An 18,376-nucleotide genomic window follows, 5' to 3' on the forward strand; every position below is an offset into this window, starting at 1 on the left:
ATAGGATATGGATTCAAACGTCTCATTCATCGGTAGGAATTAAACCTACATGAGTTTAGAGTTATTGTATTTTCTAGGTTCTAGAGAATACCCTCAGCGTTCCTACAATTGTAGTTAGGCTGAAACGGGTCGCACTAATTCATAATTGTCGTAATCGGTGAGCTAATTCTTGACGGTTATTTTCCCAATGGTTCGTGCCGTCTGCGTCGTCTTACAGCAGAGTCCCGTCAAGCGAGATAAGCCCTAAAGGATATGACTCCGCTACGAGATAATCTGTGACTTGACCACTCTTGAGCCAATAGAGCATTGGCAGTCGTTTTTTTTCTTGACCGCTCAATGCGCTGATAGCAGACAGTTTCAGCAATTTCTACTTTCAGTTTGTTACCCCTGAAAATCTATCTTGCACTTCTGTGTTGTTAATTTAGTGCCTTACTTCTGAGAATTGGTATGAGCAGCAAGTTTTAAATCAATAGCAATGTTGTTAACTAACTCGGCGACTATAGCTTTGCACCGTATTACTCAACAACATTGCTACCGTCATTGGACCAATGCCTCCAGGGACGGGGGTAATATGGCTGGCTACTGTCGATACTTCCTCAAAAGCCACATCCCCAACTAGCTTGGATTTTCCCGAACCAGTTTCTACTCGGTTAATTCCCACGTCAATTACTACTGCACCAGGTTTAACCATATCGCGGGTAATCATTTCTGGTCTTCCTACCGCAGCCACAATAATATCTGCTTCACGACATACTGCGCCTAGATCTTGAGTACGGGAATGAGCCATCGTCACGGTAGCATTTTTGGCTAATAACATTAGCGCGATCGGTTTACCTACCAAAATGCTTCTGCCAATTACCACTGCTTTCTTACCTTCTAGAGCAATATCGTATTCTTGTAGTAGCCTCATGACTCCCGCTGGAGTACAGCTACGTAAACCAGGCTCAGAGCGCACTAGCTTGCCCAAATTAACAGGGTGCAAGCCATCGGCATCTTTATCAGGATCGATACAGTGCAACAAGGTAATAGAGTCTAAATGTTTTGGCAAAGGAAGTTGAACCAAAATACCGTCTATGCGATCGTCTTGGTTGAGTCGGGCAATTACCTGTTCTAGTTCTGCTTGAGTAGTATGTTCGGGAAAATGCTGACCCATCGAGGCAATTCCTACCCTTTGACAAGCTTTTTCTTTATTACGAACATAAACAGCACTAGCAGGATGATCTCCGACCATTAATACTGCTAGACCAGGAGGACGATCCATGTTTGGCTCAAGCTGGACAATTTTAGCTTTTAATTCGAGCTGGATTTTTTTGGCTAAGGCTTGACCGTCTAACAGACAAGGGGTTGATGCAGACATAAATAATTTTAATAATAAAAAAAAGTTAAGCTGGACGTTGATCTTTGGTAAAGAGATAACCAATGTTGATTTCTAATTTAAGATTTAAACTAGTTATAGATAAACTTATACAAATTAGTGCTTGGAGCACATTATTGATTAGTTTAGTTGGTTGTCGAGCGTCCTTAATTGCTATTGAAGGAATTTCTGCCCAAAAAATCGGCAAAACGGTATATCTCAAGGGAAAAGTGGTGAATTTAGCTCCTTTTTTGGATTATGCTGCCTATCAAATTGAAGATGCTACAGGGAAAATTTGGGTTGTTACGACTCAAAAACCACCTGAGTTTGGTCAACCGATCGATATTAAGGGCAAAATTCAATATCAAAGCCTGATGTTTGCCAAACAAGAATTAGGAGATTTTTATGTAATTGAGTTAGAACAATTGTCGCTACCCACTGGGAAAAAATGACAAACAGCCTTTAGGGTAACTGTAAAGTAAAATTGCTCGGTATTTTTTTAAAATATATTAAATATATTAAAAATAAACTAAGTTTTATGAACAATCATCAAACTCAACAATTAATCTCTGTAGCTATGGCAATTATTTATCAAGATGGTAAGTATTTAATGCAGTTGCGCGATGATATTGCAACAATTGTTTATCCTGGGGTTTGGGCTTTCTTTGGTGGTCATTTAGAAGCTGGGGAAGAACCAGAAACAGCATTAAGAAGAGAATTAATTGAAGAGATTAACTATCCAGCTAAGCAGTTAACCAAGTTTTGCTGTAATAAGGCTGGTAATTATGTCCGACACTTATTTTCTTGTCCTTTGACAATACCTTTTAACGAATTACAGCTTCAGGAGGGATGGGATTTGAAATTACTGACTCTAGCTGAAATTAAGCAAGGATATGCTTATTCTACCAGAGCTAGAGCCAATAAAGCTCTAGGGAATATTCATCGTCAAATTATGCTCGACTTTATTACCTTTACAGAGCAAAGTTAAGTATGAAATACTACGAATTTAAGTTGATTACAATAGCAAAATGTTATACATATATAAAATACAGGCTTTTGTATGATGGAGTGAGATCAGCGCCGAATTTCACCCTAGAGTAAATTGGTGCAGCAAGTTTTTAATTAAATTAATTATTAATCCTATTTTTAGTAAATTCTTGATTGATACTTGACATACTTTTGAGGTGAGAAAAACAGGTCATCTTTACATTGATTTTCCTGCTTGTTTAAAAAAAGGTTCAATTTTTTTCGGTAACTTAACTGTAATAATCTTTACTATATATTGCATATAGCTCATGAACTATTCCTCCAAACGTTTTGGTTTAATTTTCAAATTAATCAACTCAAAAAGCTATCGTTTAGGAACAACAAAACTATTTGCTGCTGCTGCTGTTAGTTCGCTGCTTTTATCTCAAAGTAGTTCTCCAGCCAAGGCAGCATTAGAAGATAGCCCCAAAAACGTTATTGATGAAGTATGGCAAATCATTAATAGCGAGTTTGTTGATCGCGGATTTAATCATGTTGACTGGAAGCTAAAGCGACAAGAATTATTAAAGGGAGAGTATAGCGATCGCACCGCTGCCTACAAGACGATTCGCAAGTCTCTTGAGGGTTTGGGCGATCCCTATACCAGATTTCTAGCTCCAGAAGAATATGAAGATCTTACTAGTCAAACTTCAGGAGAGCTTTCAGGAATTGGTATTCGTCTAGGAGTCGATGAAAAAAACAGCCAGCTAACGATAGTAGAGCCGATCCCCAATTCTCCTGCCAGCAAAGCTGGATTGGCAGCAGGAGATCATATTGTCAGCATAGACGGTAAGCCTACTAAGTCGATGAGCTTGGAACAAGCCTCGGCAAAAATCAAAGGAGAAATCGGTACAAAAGTTAAGTTAAAAATTGCTCGTGAAGCCAAGCCAGATTTTGAAGTTGCGATCGCCAGAGAGCAGATTGAACTTCCTTCGGTGAGCTACAACCTTAACCAAGAGCAGGATTCCAAGGTAGGCTACATCAAGCTTGATGAATTTAGCTCCCATGCTGCCGAACAGATGCAGAAAGCCATTACCGACTTAAGCAAGAAGGAAGCTTCTGGCTTTATTTTAGACCTGCGGGGCAATCCAGGGGGTCTACTTTTCTCTAGTGTCGAGATTGCTCGGATGTGGATGGAAAAAGGCGCGATCGTGTCAACTATCGATCGCAAAGGTGGTAACGAAAAATTTTCCGCCAACGGTAAGGCATTAACCGATTTACCTCTAGTAGTTTTAGTAGATGGCTATTCTGCCAGTGCTAGTGAAATTTTAGCGGGAGCTTTAAAAGAAAATCATCGAGCCAAAGTAGTCGGCAGCCGTACTTATGGCAAAGGAACAGTACAATCAGTCCATTCCCTTTCTGATGGCTCTGGTTTAGCAGTTACTATTGCGCGCTACTATCCGCCCAGCGGTATTGATATCAATAAAAAAGGCATTGCTCCAGATATTAAAGTCGATCTTACCCGTGAAGATCAAACTAATCTCAGCATAAATCCCAACTTGATCGGCACTAATGCAGATCCTCAATACGCCAGAGCCGTTAACATCTTAAAAAACGAGTCGATTAGTAGCGATCGCACTTCTTCCGAGTCTCTAACCAATAGGCAGTTTACCCCTAATAAGCTCAAGATCGACTAACGCCATGACTTACGCAGACACACTGAGCAATTGGCGAAAGCGAAAGAGAAGTAACCAGGAAAATGATTTGCTTGGTACTTAATTTTAAGTTCCTCGCTGCTATTTTCTATGGAACTGTGTAAGTCCAATAAAATAATTCCAGCATTTACTTCATGTCTAAATATCATCTAAAACCGTAATTAGCTCAAAATATTCCAATACACTGTGAGTTTCAGCCTTTTTTTGGGCAACTTAACTTATATCCATAAGTTACAATTTTGGCTAAATAAATTTTCATGAGAACATCAGACATAGCATCCACCGTTAATTCACCCAGTAAAACTAGATTTATTGAAGAAATCTCAATCATCATTACAGCCCAGGATTTAACTCCGACTATGATGAGCCAAGATTTTCTTAAATTTAGCGGAATTATCCCCACAGAATGGGAACTATCTCAGCAGCCCATACTCAATCCCAATTTTGCTCAGCTCAACTTTACCAATGGTGTGGGGATCAATGCTCAACCGCGCACTATTACCTTAACTGAATCTTTAAACGACCAAAAATTAGACCAGCTGGCAATTCGCCAAGTAGCAGGCAAATATATTGAAAAGCTGCCTTATGCAGAATATATGGGATTAAGCTTTAGTCCCAAAATCTTGCTTCCGTTTCCTGACGCTCCTGCATCAGTGCGCCAATATATTACGGAAACTTTACTGGCTTCTGGTTCTTGGAAAAGGATTGGTAGATTTCCCGTACAGGCTGGCATTAACTTAATGTATCTTCTAGATCGATGTCAGCTGACAATCAGTATTTCTGAGGCTAAGTTACAGAAACCACAAGAACAGCCAATTACGGCAATTTTGTTTTCGGGCAACTTCAACTACAGCGTCAATTTAGGACAACACTCAGAAGATAGAATAGCTCAGGTTAATGATTTTTTGAACAATTGGGAAACTGATATTGAAGAGTTTAGGACAATAGTAAATCAGAAGTTTCTTGATTCTGGTAGCACCGATTCTAGCCAGTCTATTGGTGAAACCTGTCTATTTCCTGGTCAAACTCTCTAGCTTTTTTTGGTTAAACAATTACAATAGAAAGGTTGTCTTTTTAAAAAAAATAATTATGGCGGTACCAAAGAAGAAAACTTCTAAGTCAAAGCGTGATAGTCGCAAGGCTACCTGGAAACATAAAGCATCAGTAGAAGCACAAAAAGCCTTGTCTTTAGGCAAATCAGTATTATCTGGACGTTCTAACAGTTTTGTCTATCCTCAAGATGATGAGGAAGATAACGAAGAATAAAATAACTTGTGTCGGTATATTAAATCGGTAAAATGATGGTGTGTTTCCTTAAGGGTACGCACCTTTGTTTGTAGTAGTTGTTTAAGTTATGCCCAGAAAATTTTTTGAGAAACCCGAACCCTCCCAAAGCGATCGCGTTCCTCCTGGTCAATATTTAGCCAAAGGATTTCCTATCCTGTCCTATGGTGAAACCCCACAGGTTAGTACCGATGATTGGCTGTTTAAAGTATGGGGTTTGGTAGAAGATAAATCTTTTGACTGGTCAGATTTTATGAACTTACCCCAGCAAGATTTTACTGCCGATTTTCACTGTGTTACTCGTTGGTCAAAGTTAGATGTGACCTGGACAGGAGTAAAGGTTACTGATTTTCTCGATGCGATTAATCTCGACCCCAAAGCAACTCATATTCTGCAACACTGCTACGGTGGCTATACGACTAATCTATCTTTAGAAGATTTTGTTCGACCAGAAAACTTTTTTGCCCATACTCTCAACGGTCAACCTTTACCCGCCGATCATGGTGGACCGATGCGGTTGGTAGTGCCTCATCTTTATGCTTGGAAAAGTGCCAAGTGGATTAACGGTATTGAATTTTTAGACCAGGATCGAGAGGGTTTTTGGGAACGTAACGGCTATCATATGCGGGGAGAACCTTGGGCAGAAGAACGCTATGCGGGACGTTAGTCGTTCTTTACTGAGACAGAGATCGGCAAGTAGCGAGTAGCAAAATTATTGGTGGTATTATTGAGATTGAGATTCGGTGATTATTTCCTTGATTTTTGTCAGATCTAAAGGAGATAGAGCAGATTCTGCTGCACTTAACCACAATAAATACTCTATATTACCCGCAGGACCTGTAATCGGGGAAGTAGTTAAACCCTGATATTGCCAACCTAGTATTTGAGCTGCTTGCCATACCTGTAAAATTGCCGAAGCTCGATCTTCTAGGTTACGCACCACGCCTTTTTTGCCAATTCGTTCTCGCCCTACTTCAAACTGCGGTTTGACTAGTAATACTACTTCTTTGGGTGAAGCTAATAAGTTCCACAGAGGTTCAAGTACCTTAGTTAAAGAAATAAAAGACAGATCCATCACTCCCAAGTCTGCCATTTGCCGATCTTTATATAGCTCATGGGGAGTCAAATGACGAATGTTGGTTCTTTCTTTGAGGATTACGCGATCGCAAGTGCGAATACTCCAAGCTACTTGTCCATAACCCACATCCACGCCATAAACTAGCTTTGCTCCTGACTGTAGCAAACAATCAGTAAATCCTCCCGTAGAAATGCCACCATCTAAACAAATGCGATCGCTCACCTTAATCTCAAACTTTTGTAAAGCTTTAATTAATTTTTTTCCCCCACGGGACACATAAGGCGGTTGTTCCTTAACCTCAATCTCAGCCGTAGTTTTGACCTCTGTACCAGGCTTGTCGATAATTTCTTGATTGACCTTGACTTTTCCCGCCCTAATTAAACGCTGCGCCAAAGCCCTAGAATCACAAAGTTCCAGATTTACTAATAATTTATCTAACCGCTGTTTTGCCAATATTTATTTCAGTAGATGGGCAAATCACGCCCAAAGTATCTCTAACTAAGTCTATGTATTATATCGTTTTACTTTTCAGTTAAAACAAATGATTGAGCGAAAATACCATACACAAGCAGTTTGCCGGATCGAGAATGAGAAATAATTGAACCTCTGTTGCCCAAGAAAAAGCAGACAAGACCACGTAAGTAAAGCAAAAGAGATATTTTGAACGCCAGGTTCTGTGGCAGAAAATCAAACGGACAGAAAAATGCAGTGAACAACTAATTTTTTAGACAACAGTCCAAATAGAAAGTGAATGAAATCTCTGTCCCAAAATATCACCTTGATTAATATATTGAACTTGACTTTTGCCAATGAAATTCATCTAGACGGCTTGTTGAGTTCATTTAGCTTAGTAGTTATCAATACCCAGATTGTATTACAATTTGAGCTACGATTTTTGCAACACAACCTTGTAAAGTGAGGTACAAGTAAATAAAAGCATCAGGAGCAGTTATGTACGTGCTAATTGGTGGAGCAGGATTAGTAGGGCTTTCTTTGGCTCAAAAATTGGTAGAACTAGGTCATACTGTTGCCGTTATTGACATTGACCCGACCGCTTGCCGATATGCCCGTGAACAAGTGGGAGCGATGGCTTTTGAAGGAAGTGCAGTCAGTACAGAAGTGTTGTTAGAAGCTGGAATTCGTAAAGCTAACGCTTTGGCAGCTGTTTTGAGAAGCGATGCTTTGAACTTAGCAATGGTAACTCTTGCTAAACACTACGGTGTTCCCCATATTCTGACTCGGATGCGCCACTCTGATTTTGTTGAACCGCTGCGTTTGGTAGGAGCAAATCACATCATTAGTACTGTGGATCTAGCAGTTTCAACCATGGTGAATGCCATTGAGTACCCTCAAGTAGAATCGATGATGCATTTCGAGCAAGGGCAAATTGAGGTGTTGAAACTTTCCATTCCCAAAAATTGCTATGTTGTTGGTCGTAGCCTTGCCGAAATTGCTCAGGATTCGCGTTTTCCTAATGGCTCTTTAATTATTGGTTATCAACCCCATCCCCACGAATATTTAACGATTCCTAACGGTAGCACCGTACTCGAACCTAACTCAACTGTGCTAATTGTGACAAAACCTGGGTCATTGCATCAAGTGATTGATTTTATTGAAGGCTGCAAATAAATTTAATGAAGCTATATCCACATTTTTATTTAGCAATTGCTTTGATTTTTCTTGCGTCTTGCACATCATCAAAGAGTTCCCCAAAGTCACAATCTGATACTAATCAGGCAAATTCAGCTCAAAAGATAGTGACACTGAATAACAATTTCAAGATAGCAATGGGTCAAACTATCTATGTACCTGTCTATTCCCATATTTATCATGATGATCGACAAAGGATTTTAGATTTAGCAGCTACACTCAGTATTCGTAATACAGATTTGACCAACTCTATTATCGTTACTTCTGTACGCTACTATGACTCAAACGGTAAATTAATCAAGCAGTATTTGGAGCAGCCTGTTCAACTTGAGGCGCTAGCTTCTTATGATTTTTTTGTAAATAGAACTGATACCAATGGAGGTTTAGGAGCAAATTTTATTGTGGAGTGGGTAGCCCAAACAGAAGTTTATGAACCGATAGTAGAGGCAGTTATGATTGCTACCGAATTTCAGCAAGGAGTTTCTTTTGTTAGTCCTGGTAAGGTAATTAAAAGTCAAAATAGCTACAAAGGCTTATTGCCGAAACAAGGGTCTTGAACAGCTATTAATCATCTTCAAGTCGGAGTAATTGTTCATCAATTTTTTTTAGCCTGACACGCGCAATTTCTTCTGAGAGAATTTGCTGCCGCATTGCCCCATTGAGTGCAGCTTTCTCCGCTAGTAGCAATCGACGGCGAACGGCATCAAGTTTACCACTGTTGCCACTTTTGTTATCCAACTCATCAGGACGACGATTATAAAGCTCCCGCAGTGTCTTTTCTGCACTGGCAATTCGTACCTGATAAGCTGAACGCATCTCTTCATACACAGCTTTTGGTAACACTCCTGATTTCAACAAACTATCTAATTCATCTTGTGCTGCCTTACTTGTGATCAACTGGGCTTGCAATTCTTCAACTTGCTGCTGAGTCGCTGAAAACTTAGATAATTTTAAGCGTTTTACTAGCCAAGGCAAACTTAATCCCTGACCGACTAATGACACTAGCACACTGCCGAAGACTAAAGCGATGAGAACTTCTCGCCCTGGCAGGGTAGTGGGTAAGCTCAAAGCCAGTGCCATTGAAAGTGAACCTTTAATGTTGCCTAAAAAAAGTAAATGTTGCCAACGCAACGGAATTGGACGGTCAAACCAACGCACTATAGCGAGCAGAGGATAGACTGTAAGAACTCGTCCGACTTGATACGCCAAAACTGCAAGTAGAATTGCAGGTAAAGTCCTCCAGAGAATTACCAAATTTATTTCTACACCAATCAGCAAAAAAATAAAGGTGTTGACAGTAAAACTGGCATATTCCCAAAAACTCAACAAAGTGATGCGACTAGAAGCGGAAGTATTGCGAGAAAACCCTAAATTCCCAAAAATTAATCCAGCTACAACTACAGCCACAGCACCGGATACACCAATAAATTGCCCAACTTGAAAAGTTCCCAAGGCAACTGCCACTGTCAATAAAAGACTGCTAAGAGGATCGTCTAAACGGGCAAATATAGGTATGCTCAAGTAGCCCAGAACTAACCCGACGAGGCAGCCTCCTAGAGCGATAAATAGTAGTTGTTGAATTCCCTCTAGTAACGTGAGCGAACCCGTCGAATATACTTGCAAAATCAGATTGAACGAAACTAGAGCAGCAGCATCATTAAATAGGGTTTCTCCTTCAACAATGGTGGAAAGTCGAGAGGGTACTGGTATCTCCTTAAAGACAGCAATCATTGAAACTGTATCAGTGTTTGCCAGAATTACTCCTACAAAAAGAGCGGGTATCCAAGTCAGTCCCAGTCCAAATTTCAACACAACGGCAATAATAGCACTGGAAAGCACAGCTCCAGGCACTGCCAACAGAGCAATTGGTTTAAACGTGCTGCGTAGGCGGCTGACATCTGTATTAATGCCAGCTTCAAAAATGAGAATTGGCAGGAAAAGATTTAAAACAAGGGACGGGTCTAAACCAATGCGACGTGACAATAACTCAGTAAACGGCAAACCTGCCAACACTAAACCAGTGACATAAGGAAATCGTAACCGACGGGATAGTAGGGCTACACCAGTGGCAACGAGCAGGAGAATAATTGAAATCTTGACTAATTCGGTAACATTCACTTAGATACTGAGAATTTATTTGAATTCTATTAATAAACGTTGCCAAAAAGGTAATACAAAAGTTAAATTTCTGTAATATTTCTGTTGGTATAGAAGTAGCAAAGTCGACACTAGCCGCAATCATCTTCAGAAAGCGCGATCGCTTTAACTCAACTCAAGTAGTATCGTCAAATAGAAGCATTTATATGAACTAAATTAGTTCATCAAGTAAAAGTTAAACCTAGTCCAACTAAAAGCTAACATCGCCAAAATGTAACTCAGTTTAAAAAAAAAATAGAATTAATGTAATGGCTGAAAAGTAAAACCAGAGCCTGCAATATATTCTCACCATGCAAACCCTGGATCTGTTCGAGAAGTATCTTTTATCATATTAATTACTGTCCTTGGTCAAAGGCATCCGTCATTTGACTTAATTAACCAAAAGAAGTCAGCAAGATGACTTAGGTTGATAATTTAAAACCATTGTGGCGATAGACGTTAGCTATTAAATTACAAAAAGCTCGCTCAATACCTCAAAATTATTAAGTAAGTAAAAAATAAAATCCAAAAATTATTTTATGTTTGATGCTCTAGCAGATCGCTTGGATGATGCTTGGAAAAAGCTCCGCGGTCAGAATAAAATATCCAAAGCCAATATTCAAGATACCCTCAAGGAAGTCCGTCGCGCCCTATTATCTGCCGATGTAAATCTTCAGGTAGTCAAAGCTTTCATTGCTGATGTCGAATCAAAAGCTTTGGGAGAAGGAGTCATTTCTGGGGTTAATCCAGGTCAGCAGTTTATTAAAATTGTTTACGACGAGCTGGTCAAGGTTATGGGAGAAAGTAATGTTCCTCTGGCGCAAGCAGAGCAACCTCCTACGGTGATTTTGATGGCTGGTTTACAGGGTACTGGTAAAACTACCGCCACGGCAAAATTAGCTCTGTATTTACGTAAGCAAGAGCGTTCTTGTTTGATGGTGGGAACAGATGTGTATCGTCCGGCGGCGATCGATCAGCTGCTTACTTTAGGTAATCAAATCGATGTTCCAGTGTTTGAAATGGGAACTGATGCCGATCCTGTAGAAATTGCTAAGCAGGGTATAGAAAAAGCCAAAGAGCTTGGGGTGGATACTGTAATTGTCGATACCGCAGGACGACTCCAGATAGACAATGACATGATGGGGGAACTATCCCGCATCAAAGATACAATTAAGCCTGATGATACGCTTTTAGTAGTAGATGCGATGACAGGACAGGAAGCAGCTAGCCTGACCTACACTTTTCATGAGCAAATTGGTATTACAGGAGCGATCTTAACTAAGTTAGACGGTGATAGTCGTGGCGGTGCTGCCCTATCCGTTAGACAGGTTTCTGGACAACCAATTAAATTTGTCGGGGTTGGAGAAAAAGTTGAAGCCTTAGAACCCTTTTATCCAGACCGTTTGGCATCCCGTATTTTAAATATGGGAGATATTTTAACCCTGGTAGAAAAAGCTCAAGAAGAAATCGATTTAGCTGATGTCGAAAAGATGCAGTCGAAAATCATGGAGGCAAAGTTTGATTTTAATGACTTCATCAAACAAATGCGCTTGCTCAAAAACATGGGTTCTTTAGGGGGAGTTCTTAAGTTAATCCCTGGAATGGGCAAAATTAGCGGTGCAGACTTGGCTAAAGGTGAAACCCAGCTAAAGCGTACCGAATCGATGATTAATTCGATGACCAAAGCGGAGAAAGCCGAGCCTGACTTATTAGCCCAGTCTCCTAGTCGTCGTCGTCGAGTAGCCAGAGGCTCTGGGTTTGAGGAGAAAGACGTATCTAAACTAGTCAAAGACTTTACTAAAATGCGTTCGATGATGCAAAATATGGGTCGTGGGATGCCTGGAATGGGGATGCCTGGAATGGGAATGCCTGGAATGGGAATGCCTGGAATGGGTGGTGCGGGAATGCCGGGAATGGGAATGCCTGGAATGGATGATTATCCAGACCAGAGTAGAAGGAAAAAGAAAAAGAAGAAGAAAAAAGGCTTCGGCACATTATAGACTAGGAAATTGCCCAACTTAAGGCTAGGGAAAAATAGATAGATAGATTACAATCGTAAAGGACAAATTTGAATAACTAATGATTAAATTACGTTTGAAACGCTTCGGCAAAAAAAGAGAAGTTAGCTACCGCATCGTAGCTATTGAAAGTAAGACTCGTAGAGACGGTCGCCCGATTGAAGAACTAGGTTTTTATAATCCCAGAACAGATGAGACTAGATTAAATGTTCCTGCTATTGTCAAAAGATTACAACAGGGAGCGCAACCCAGCGAAACTGTAAGAAGTATTCTTAACAAAGCTCAAGTTTTTGAACAAGTAAATGCCAAATAAGACCGAATTATCTGGCGGTCAGATAGCGGGTAGTCCCGATTATGAGAAATTAGCTCGCTTTGTGATCGAACCTTTTCTCGAAAATCCTCAAACTTTATGCGTCAATTCTGAAATAAATCAGAGTAACGGCAAAATCTGGCTGAGAATTGCTTTTGAGCGAGACGATCGCGGTAAAGTCTTTGGGCGTGGCGGTCGCAATATTCAAGCCATCAGAACTACGATCAAAACCGCAGCGGTGACTCACGATGAGTCGGTCTTTATAGATATCTACAGTGATGAACCGCCCCAATCTGATGATTCTGGTCATCACGGTAGCGCACCTGGTAACTCCCGCAGAAGAAAAAGCCCTGGAAAGCCTGCACCCAAGATTGCAAAAAAGTAAAATTCTTGGTGTCATAAAACTAGACTTTGTTTGGGACAGTTATTGGTTAGCAGTTAGTTATTCCTCAACAACTGTTGACTGAAGAAGTCGTTGATGACTAATTTGGATTGCTAATTTAATGGCGGCTTTCATGCTACTGGCGTTAGCAATTCCTTGACCTGCAATGTCAAAAGCGGTGCCGTGGTCGGGAGATGTACGAATGAAGGGCAGTCCGATAGTAGTATTGATTGCCTGGTCAAATGCCATTAGCTTAACGGGGATTAATCCCTGGTCGTGGTAGAGAGCTAGGTAGGCATCGGCAATATTGGGTTTGACCTCATAGTTGCCGTACCAAGCCTGTCCTGGTTTTACCCACATAGTATCGGGTGGAATTAGCCCAACTAATTTTGCTTGAGGATAAGTAGCTTGGGCTTGTTTTAACCAGCCAAAGAGCCAATCTTGTTCTTCTGTGCCTAACTGTCCCGCTTCCCCACTATGGGGATTTAAACCCGCGATCGCAATTTTAGGCTGTTCGATCCCAAAATCTTGTTTTAGGCATTCAATCAATAAATCTAGCTTTAAGGTCATTAGCTCTGGAGTCAAGGCTTGAGACACATCTGCTAAAGGAATATGGGTTGTTGCCAACAGGCTGCGTAACATCCACCCTGTATAAGGAGACTGCCCAATAAACATCATGCCAAACTTAGCTACTCCTGCTCTTTGTGCCAAAACTTCCGTCTGACCAGGATATTCGTGTCCTGCTGCTTTCCAAAGTGATTTAGCGATCGGTGCGGTGACAATACCCTGAAATTTGTTCTCGAGGGTTAAAGCGATCGCTTTGTCTAAACAAGCAAAACTAAACTTCCCGCTGACGACATCTCCTTGTCCCAAAGTTATAGTCCCATCTATCGGGACATCTAAAATTGATAATGTCTGAGGATTAACTAAATCTTGTTGGGTTAACTCAGTTTGCTGTAGTAAATGTTCATAAGTAAACTGCAATAGTTGTCGATTGCCAATCACCATTATTTGAGATTTGGCAGCCAAAGAATCATCTGCTAAGGCTTTGAGAATAATTTCAGGGCCAATCCCCGCTGGATCGCCCATGCTGATAGCTAAAGAAGGAATTGTAGACATTTGAGATTCGCGATAATTAACTATAGATAATCTGACCTGATGATTTAAAATACCTATTATTGATTATGGTTGAGAATTAAAAATATAAAAAGCTAAAAGTGAGACAGTTGCGTCGCAAACTGTCGAACCCGAAGGGCTAAGAGCTTCAATCAAAATTCAAATCATCCTCTTAATAAATATCTAGGAAAAAACAGGAGAAATAGACATGAGCGCAGAGAGTATGTTGTTCAACGGAGCAATTTTATGTATTGTTTTGATTTTAGGCGGACTCAGCTTGGGCTTCCTCCTGCTGAAAATTCAAGGTGGAGAAGCAGAATAAGCTTTGATTGATTATTCTAAAAACTAAAAAGCGATCGCTCTTTGTATCGGGCGATCGCTTTTCTTTTGAGCATATATATTTAAGAAAAAGAGCCAATACCTAGATTACAACCACCAACTATCATACCCTGGCGATCGCGAATACTAAAGCCAAACTCTTTTCCTTCATCCCAACGCTACAAATAATTTATTTGCTATCCAACTACTTCTAAGTTTTGGACAAGCATATAGTAATGAGCGTTCTTGGTAATAATATATTGCACTATTATTAGTCTTGACGCGACAGTAGGTTTCTTGCATAAATATACTTTTTCGATGATAGTTTTTAATTCCTGACTCCTGACTTCATACCTAACCAAGATTTATGATTCGTGCATGAAGTCTAGTGTTAGTTGCTATCCACCGCAGGTAAATACCATACCCAATAGCTGATGAGTAACGGGTAGAGTATCAACAATCATGGTCACACATAGCAGCATCATGTAGAAGATAGAATACTTAAACATTCCACGGGCCAGTTGATTGCTGGTAGGATCTTGCTTTAATTTCCAGGCTTTGTAGAGAAACTTGTAGCCGAGGTAAACAGCGATCGCGCCATACACGATACTTAAATTACCTAGAGGATACATTAGTAATAGGCTACAGGGAACTACCAGCCAGCTATAAATCCAAATTTGTTTAACGGTTTCTTCTTCTCCTTTGACGACAGGTAACATTGGTACGCCTACTTCGGCATAGTCTTCTTTAATCATCAGTGCCAAAGCCCAAAAATGAGGAGGAGTCCAGAAAAAGATAATCGCAAACAGCAACCAGGGAACTAAGCCCAAATTACCTGTTACCGCAGCCCAACCAACCAAAGGCGGTATTGAGCCTGCTGCACCACCAATAACGATATTTTGGGTAGTGTGTCGCTTCAGCCAATGAGTATAGATCAGCATATAGAAAACAATGCCAGACATGGCTAGTAACGCTGCTAGAAGATTAGCGAAGACGGTTAATAAGGAAAAAGATAATATCCCTAAAACAGTAGCAAAAATCAAAGCATGAATTGGCTGCACTTTACCAGAAGGAATTGGGCGTTTGCGCGTCCGCGTCATCGTGTAGTCGATATCTTGATCGTAGATACAGTTAAGCACCTGTGCTGAGGCTGCTGCTAATGTTCCTCCTAATAAAGTAATTACCAGCAAGAAGGGGTCTACTCGGCCATCCGAAGCAATCCACATTGACGCTGCTGTGGTAATCAGCAATAAGGGAATAATCCGTGGTTTGGTTAATTGATAATAGCTTTTGATTACCTCACTAAAGTTTTGATTACTACTGGCTATACTTGTCCCTGTCATGATGATTATTCCTAAAATTGGTCTTGATGATTGGTGATATTGGAGTTGGGCAAAATAATTACTAAATTACTAAGCCAATAATTTGTTGTCATTGTTATCTCGTATTGCTAATACTGTGAAGGCAATTAATACTCCCAGTAAAATTGCTCCCACTGCTTGATGGGTAACGGTTAGGGGTTCAACCTGAAGATGCAGTTTAAAAGTAGCGATACCGAGTAAAATTTGCAAGCTGACTAATCCTGCTGCTGCATTGGCTAAAGTTCGCAGATTTTTATTTAACCCTGGAGTTTTCCAGGCGAACCAAACAACCGCTATTGTGGCTAAAGTAGGTGGCACTACTCCCAAAATATGAGCATTCATTACGTTACATAGCTGTGAGCCACCAAAACATTGGTGTAATGCCCAGCGTGAGCCTACTAATCCTCCTAGGATGCTTTGTAGGTAAACTAAGATAGCTGCACTCAACCCTATCCAACGTAGTTTTCCTGCTGCTTTTGTTCCTTGATATGGTGTTAGAGCCGTACCGATGATGATTAAAGTACTAAAGAATAGCAAAGCTGTCCCTAAATGTGCGGTAACAATATCAAAGCGTAACAGCTGAGTTACGGTAAGTCCGCCCAAGATTCCTTGAAAGACAATGAGGAATAAGGCGAAAGTAGCAGCCCAAGGTAACCAGTGGGGTAATTGCTTACGAAACCACCAAGATAATCCTGATAGAGCGATCGCGCTTACTCCAATTAAAGCTGCATCTAGACGGTGAAACCATTCCAGAAATACCTGTAGATTCATTTGTCTGGTAGGTACAAGCTGACCGTAGCATAAAGGCCAATCAGGACAGGCTAAACCCGCATTCATGACTCTAGTAGCACTCCCTACCGCCATCAACAGCAAAGTAGCGATCGCTATTTTCCAGACTAAACGTCTAATCCAAACTTGAGGTTGGGATACTTGCTCAGCATTGGTAATAGACGGTTGAAAAAATGATTCGGTCATAGCAAATTTGAGGAAAATATTTGGAAATAAAACTTGATTAAACTTGGAGAGATGCCTACGGTACAGCCTCATTTTGAGGATTTATACCGTATAGTTTGCCAAAAATACTATTCAGTTTGAGCGCAAAGCAGAATGCACCTGGGTCTTACTTTCAGTCCATTTAGTAATTGCCGAGTCTTGAAGACTTGCTCCACCAAGACATCGTTGACATTGTTAAAAAATGTTAAAAAATACAGTCGCTTTAAAATCAAACTATTATATTACGCGGGTTAACTTTATTATCTTTACTCTAGCGACCTTTTTCTAATAGTTTTATCTTTTTAGATATTCTTCAGATTGGCTGCTCAAACTAGCGAATAAAACTGAAATTTTGTGAAGAAAAAGTTAAGTTTAGCAAATACTAGCTTAATTTACGCTACCCCAATAAAGATCGGGGTTTAAAGATCCCAAACAAAAGCTGAAGAAACATTTTTATCTGGCAATAATTTTAGTTGGCTACCTGTTTATTCATGGGTAATCTGATCTACCCTAATAAGATAGGACGTAAAAATAATTTTGTAGCTAAAATTTTAAGATTAAAATTCTTGTCAGATTTTTTGCCTGTTAGCAGCAGACTAACAAGTTGAGATCCTTTAAACTGCTAAATAGACTAAGCAGTAAAGATTTGCGAACATACTACCCAGAATTATTATAGTGAACATTCCGAGCAGCATACTTACTCTGATCGCAGGAATAGCGATGACCTTGATCAGTTTATGGTACGGTCAAAACCACGGACTTCTGCCCACGGCAGCATCTAGCGATGCGGGAGACGTAGACGAGCTATTCAACTTTATGATGACCATAGCCACCGGTCTATTTCTTTTGGTTGAAGGTGTTTTGGTTTACTCAGTCATTAAATTCCGTCGTAAAAAAGGTGATACTACTGATGGTCCTCCCTTAGAGGGCAATGTGCCTTTAGAAATTGTCTGGACTGCCATCCCCACCGTAATTGTCTTTATCTTATCCATTTATAGTTTTGAAATTTATAACCGCATGGGCGGATTAGATCCGATGACGTCAGGAGATCCTGGTCCACAAATGGCTCATAATCATCATGGTGCAGCATTAGTAGCCTTAGACCCCAGTAAGCAAAATATAGCTTTAGGCTTGGGAGCTTCTCCCGGCTCAAATCAAGGTCTCAATCGCCTGGAAATCAAGGTCAACGGAATTCAATATGCCTGGGTATTTACCTATCCTGACACTGGCGTTATCTCAGGAGAAATACACGTACCTGTCAATCGCCCTGTAGCGTTAAACATGACTGCGGGAGACGTAATCCACGCCTTCTGGCTACCTGAATTTCGGATTAAGCAGGATGTAATCCCTGGTAGAGAAACTAATTTAGTTTTTACTCCTAATAAAGTCGGGCAATATCCTGTTGTTTGTGCCGAACTATGTGGTGCGTATCATGGCGGGATGAAAACCCAGCTTTATGTCCAAAGCGAAGAAGATTATCAAAAGTGGATTCAGGAAAACACTTTCGCGATGAATGATAACAGTAGCGAATCTGTGGCAATGAGTCCTGTAGCAAATTCCGATGATTCGGATGCAAAATTCTTAGCTCCTTATGCAAATGACATAGGGGTTGATGCTGCTGCTTTGGCACAGTTAAAACCTTAGCTTGTTTGCTAAGCTAATCCGCTAGCTGTATTTAAAAAGAGCTAATGGCTA

At 40.4% G+C, this 18,376-nt stretch carries 19 protein-coding genes; 13 read left to right on the forward strand and 6 right to left on the reverse strand.

Annotation, left to right across the window (positions count from 1 at the left end; genetic code table 11):
* Positions 1–481: 481 nt before the first annotated feature.
* On the reverse strand, positions 482–1,357 hold the full coding sequence (gene folD / locus V6C71_11290; protein ID HEY9769059.1) for a bifunctional methylenetetrahydrofolate dehydrogenase/methenyltetrahydrofolate cyclohydrolase FolD: 876 nt from the start codon (positions 1,355–1,357) through the stop codon (positions 482–484).
* A 134-nt stretch (positions 1,358–1,491) separates the two neighbouring features.
* On the opposite strand from folD, the gene V6C71_11295 reads away from it, so the two are divergent.
* The 6 genes from V6C71_11295 (at position 1,492) to V6C71_11320 (ending at position 5,986) form a co-directional block, all read left to right on the forward strand.
* Positions 1,492–1,806: a hypothetical protein gene (locus V6C71_11295; GenBank protein ID HEY9769060.1), complete on the forward strand. Its 315-nt coding sequence runs from the start codon at positions 1,492–1,494 to the stop codon at positions 1,804–1,806.
* A gap of 86 nt (positions 1,807–1,892) precedes the next feature.
* Entirely contained in the window at positions 1,893–2,342 is a 450-nt protein-coding gene (locus V6C71_11300) for an NUDIX domain-containing protein (protein HEY9769061.1), read from the forward strand.
* 307 nt (positions 2,343–2,649) lie between these two features.
* The gene (ctpB, locus tag V6C71_11305; protein ID HEY9769062.1) at positions 2,650–4,017 is read left to right on the forward strand and encodes a carboxyl-terminal processing protease CtpB; all 1,368 of its coding nucleotides are present in this window, start codon (positions 2,650–2,652) and stop codon (positions 4,015–4,017) included.
* 275 nt (positions 4,018–4,292) lie between these two features.
* Positions 4,293–5,069 (forward strand): hypothetical protein, encoded by a 777-nt coding sequence (locus tag V6C71_11310; protein HEY9769063.1) that lies wholly within the window; start codon positions 4,293–4,295, stop codon positions 5,067–5,069.
* Positions 5,070–5,124: 55 nt separating this feature from the next.
* On the forward strand, positions 5,125–5,301 hold the full coding sequence (rpmF, locus tag V6C71_11315; protein ID HEY9769064.1) for a 50S ribosomal protein L32: 177 nt from the start codon (positions 5,125–5,127) through the stop codon (positions 5,299–5,301).
* Between the two features lie 88 nt (positions 5,302–5,389).
* Positions 5,390–5,986 (forward strand): sulfite oxidase-like oxidoreductase, encoded by a 597-nt coding sequence (locus V6C71_11320; GenBank protein HEY9769065.1) that lies wholly within the window; start codon positions 5,390–5,392, stop codon positions 5,984–5,986.
* Positions 5,987–6,043: 57 nt separating this feature from the next.
* On the opposite strand, the gene V6C71_11325 is transcribed toward V6C71_11320, so the two are convergent.
* The gene (locus V6C71_11325; GenBank protein ID HEY9769066.1) at positions 6,044–6,850 is read right to left on the reverse strand and encodes a TlyA family RNA methyltransferase; all 807 of its coding nucleotides are present in this window, start codon (positions 6,848–6,850) and stop codon (positions 6,044–6,046) included.
* A gap of 498 nt (positions 6,851–7,348) precedes the next feature.
* Between V6C71_11325 and V6C71_11330 the strand changes: the two genes are divergently transcribed.
* Together V6C71_11330 and V6C71_11335 are read left to right on the forward strand one after the other, a co-directional pair.
* Positions 7,349–8,026, forward strand: a complete 678-nt coding sequence (locus V6C71_11330) for a TrkA family potassium uptake protein (GenBank protein ID HEY9769067.1) — start codon at positions 7,349–7,351, stop codon at positions 8,024–8,026.
* A gap of 158 nt (positions 8,027–8,184) precedes the next feature.
* On the forward strand, positions 8,185–8,604 hold the full coding sequence (locus V6C71_11335) for a DUF3124 domain-containing protein (protein HEY9769068.1): 420 nt from the start codon (positions 8,185–8,187) through the stop codon (positions 8,602–8,604).
* 7 nt (positions 8,605–8,611) lie between these two features.
* Here the strand turns inward: V6C71_11335 and V6C71_11340 are convergent, their stop codons facing one another.
* Positions 8,612–10,165, reverse strand: coding sequence for a cation:proton antiporter (locus V6C71_11340; GenBank protein ID HEY9769069.1), 1,554 nt, complete (start codon positions 10,163–10,165; stop codon positions 8,612–8,614).
* Positions 10,166–10,722: 557 nt separating this feature from the next.
* Here V6C71_11340 and ffh point away from each other — a divergent pair.
* The 3 genes from ffh (at position 10,723) to V6C71_11355 (ending at position 12,896) form a co-directional block, all read left to right on the forward strand.
* A complete protein-coding gene (ffh, locus tag V6C71_11345; protein HEY9769070.1) occupies positions 10,723–12,183 on the forward strand; it encodes a signal recognition particle protein in 1,461 nt (486 codons plus the stop codon).
* A gap of 79 nt (positions 12,184–12,262) precedes the next feature.
* Complete coding sequence (gene rpsP / locus V6C71_11350; protein HEY9769071.1) at positions 12,263–12,514, forward strand: 30S ribosomal protein S16; 252 nt, start codon at positions 12,263–12,265, stop codon at positions 12,512–12,514.
* Complete coding sequence (locus V6C71_11355; GenBank protein ID HEY9769072.1) at positions 12,504–12,896, forward strand: KH domain-containing protein; 393 nt, start codon at positions 12,504–12,506, stop codon at positions 12,894–12,896. The genes rpsP and V6C71_11355 overlap by 11 nt, the downstream gene beginning before the upstream one ends.
* Positions 12,897–12,953: 57 nt before the next feature.
* Here the strand turns inward: V6C71_11355 and pdxA are convergent, their stop codons facing one another.
* Positions 12,954–14,012 carry a 4-hydroxythreonine-4-phosphate dehydrogenase PdxA gene (gene pdxA, locus V6C71_11360; protein ID HEY9769073.1) on the reverse strand — a complete coding sequence of 353 codons (1,059 nt, stop codon included), beginning with the start codon at positions 14,010–14,012 and terminating at the stop codon, positions 12,954–12,956.
* A 205-nt stretch (positions 14,013–14,217) separates the two neighbouring features.
* Here pdxA and V6C71_11365 point away from each other — a divergent pair, with 205 nt between their 5' ends.
* Positions 14,218–14,331: a PetM family cytochrome b6-f complex subunit 7 gene (locus tag V6C71_11365; protein HEY9769074.1), complete on the forward strand. Its 114-nt coding sequence runs from the start codon at positions 14,218–14,220 to the stop codon at positions 14,329–14,331.
* 394 nt (positions 14,332–14,725) lie between these two features.
* Here the strand turns inward: V6C71_11365 and V6C71_11370 are convergent, their stop codons facing one another.
* Together V6C71_11370 and V6C71_11375 are read right to left on the reverse strand one after the other, a co-directional pair.
* Positions 14,726–15,670 carry a heme o synthase gene (locus tag V6C71_11370; protein ID HEY9769075.1) on the reverse strand — a complete coding sequence of 315 codons (945 nt, stop codon included), beginning with the start codon at positions 15,668–15,670 and terminating at the stop codon, positions 14,726–14,728.
* 69 nt (positions 15,671–15,739) lie between these two features.
* Entirely contained in the window at positions 15,740–16,663 is a 924-nt protein-coding gene (locus V6C71_11375) for a heme A synthase (GenBank protein HEY9769076.1), read from the reverse strand.
* A 693-nt stretch (positions 16,664–17,356) separates the two neighbouring features.
* Between V6C71_11375 and V6C71_11380 the strand changes: the two genes are divergently transcribed.
* Positions 17,357–18,325: a cytochrome c oxidase subunit II gene (locus tag V6C71_11380; GenBank protein ID HEY9769077.1), complete on the forward strand. Its 969-nt coding sequence runs from the start codon at positions 17,357–17,359 to the stop codon at positions 18,323–18,325.
* Positions 18,326–18,376: the final 51 nt, after the last annotated feature.

It is taken from the genome of Coleofasciculaceae cyanobacterium (genome assembly GCA_036703275.1).
Lineage (GTDB): Bacteria > Cyanobacteriota > Cyanobacteriia > Cyanobacteriales > Xenococcaceae > Waterburya.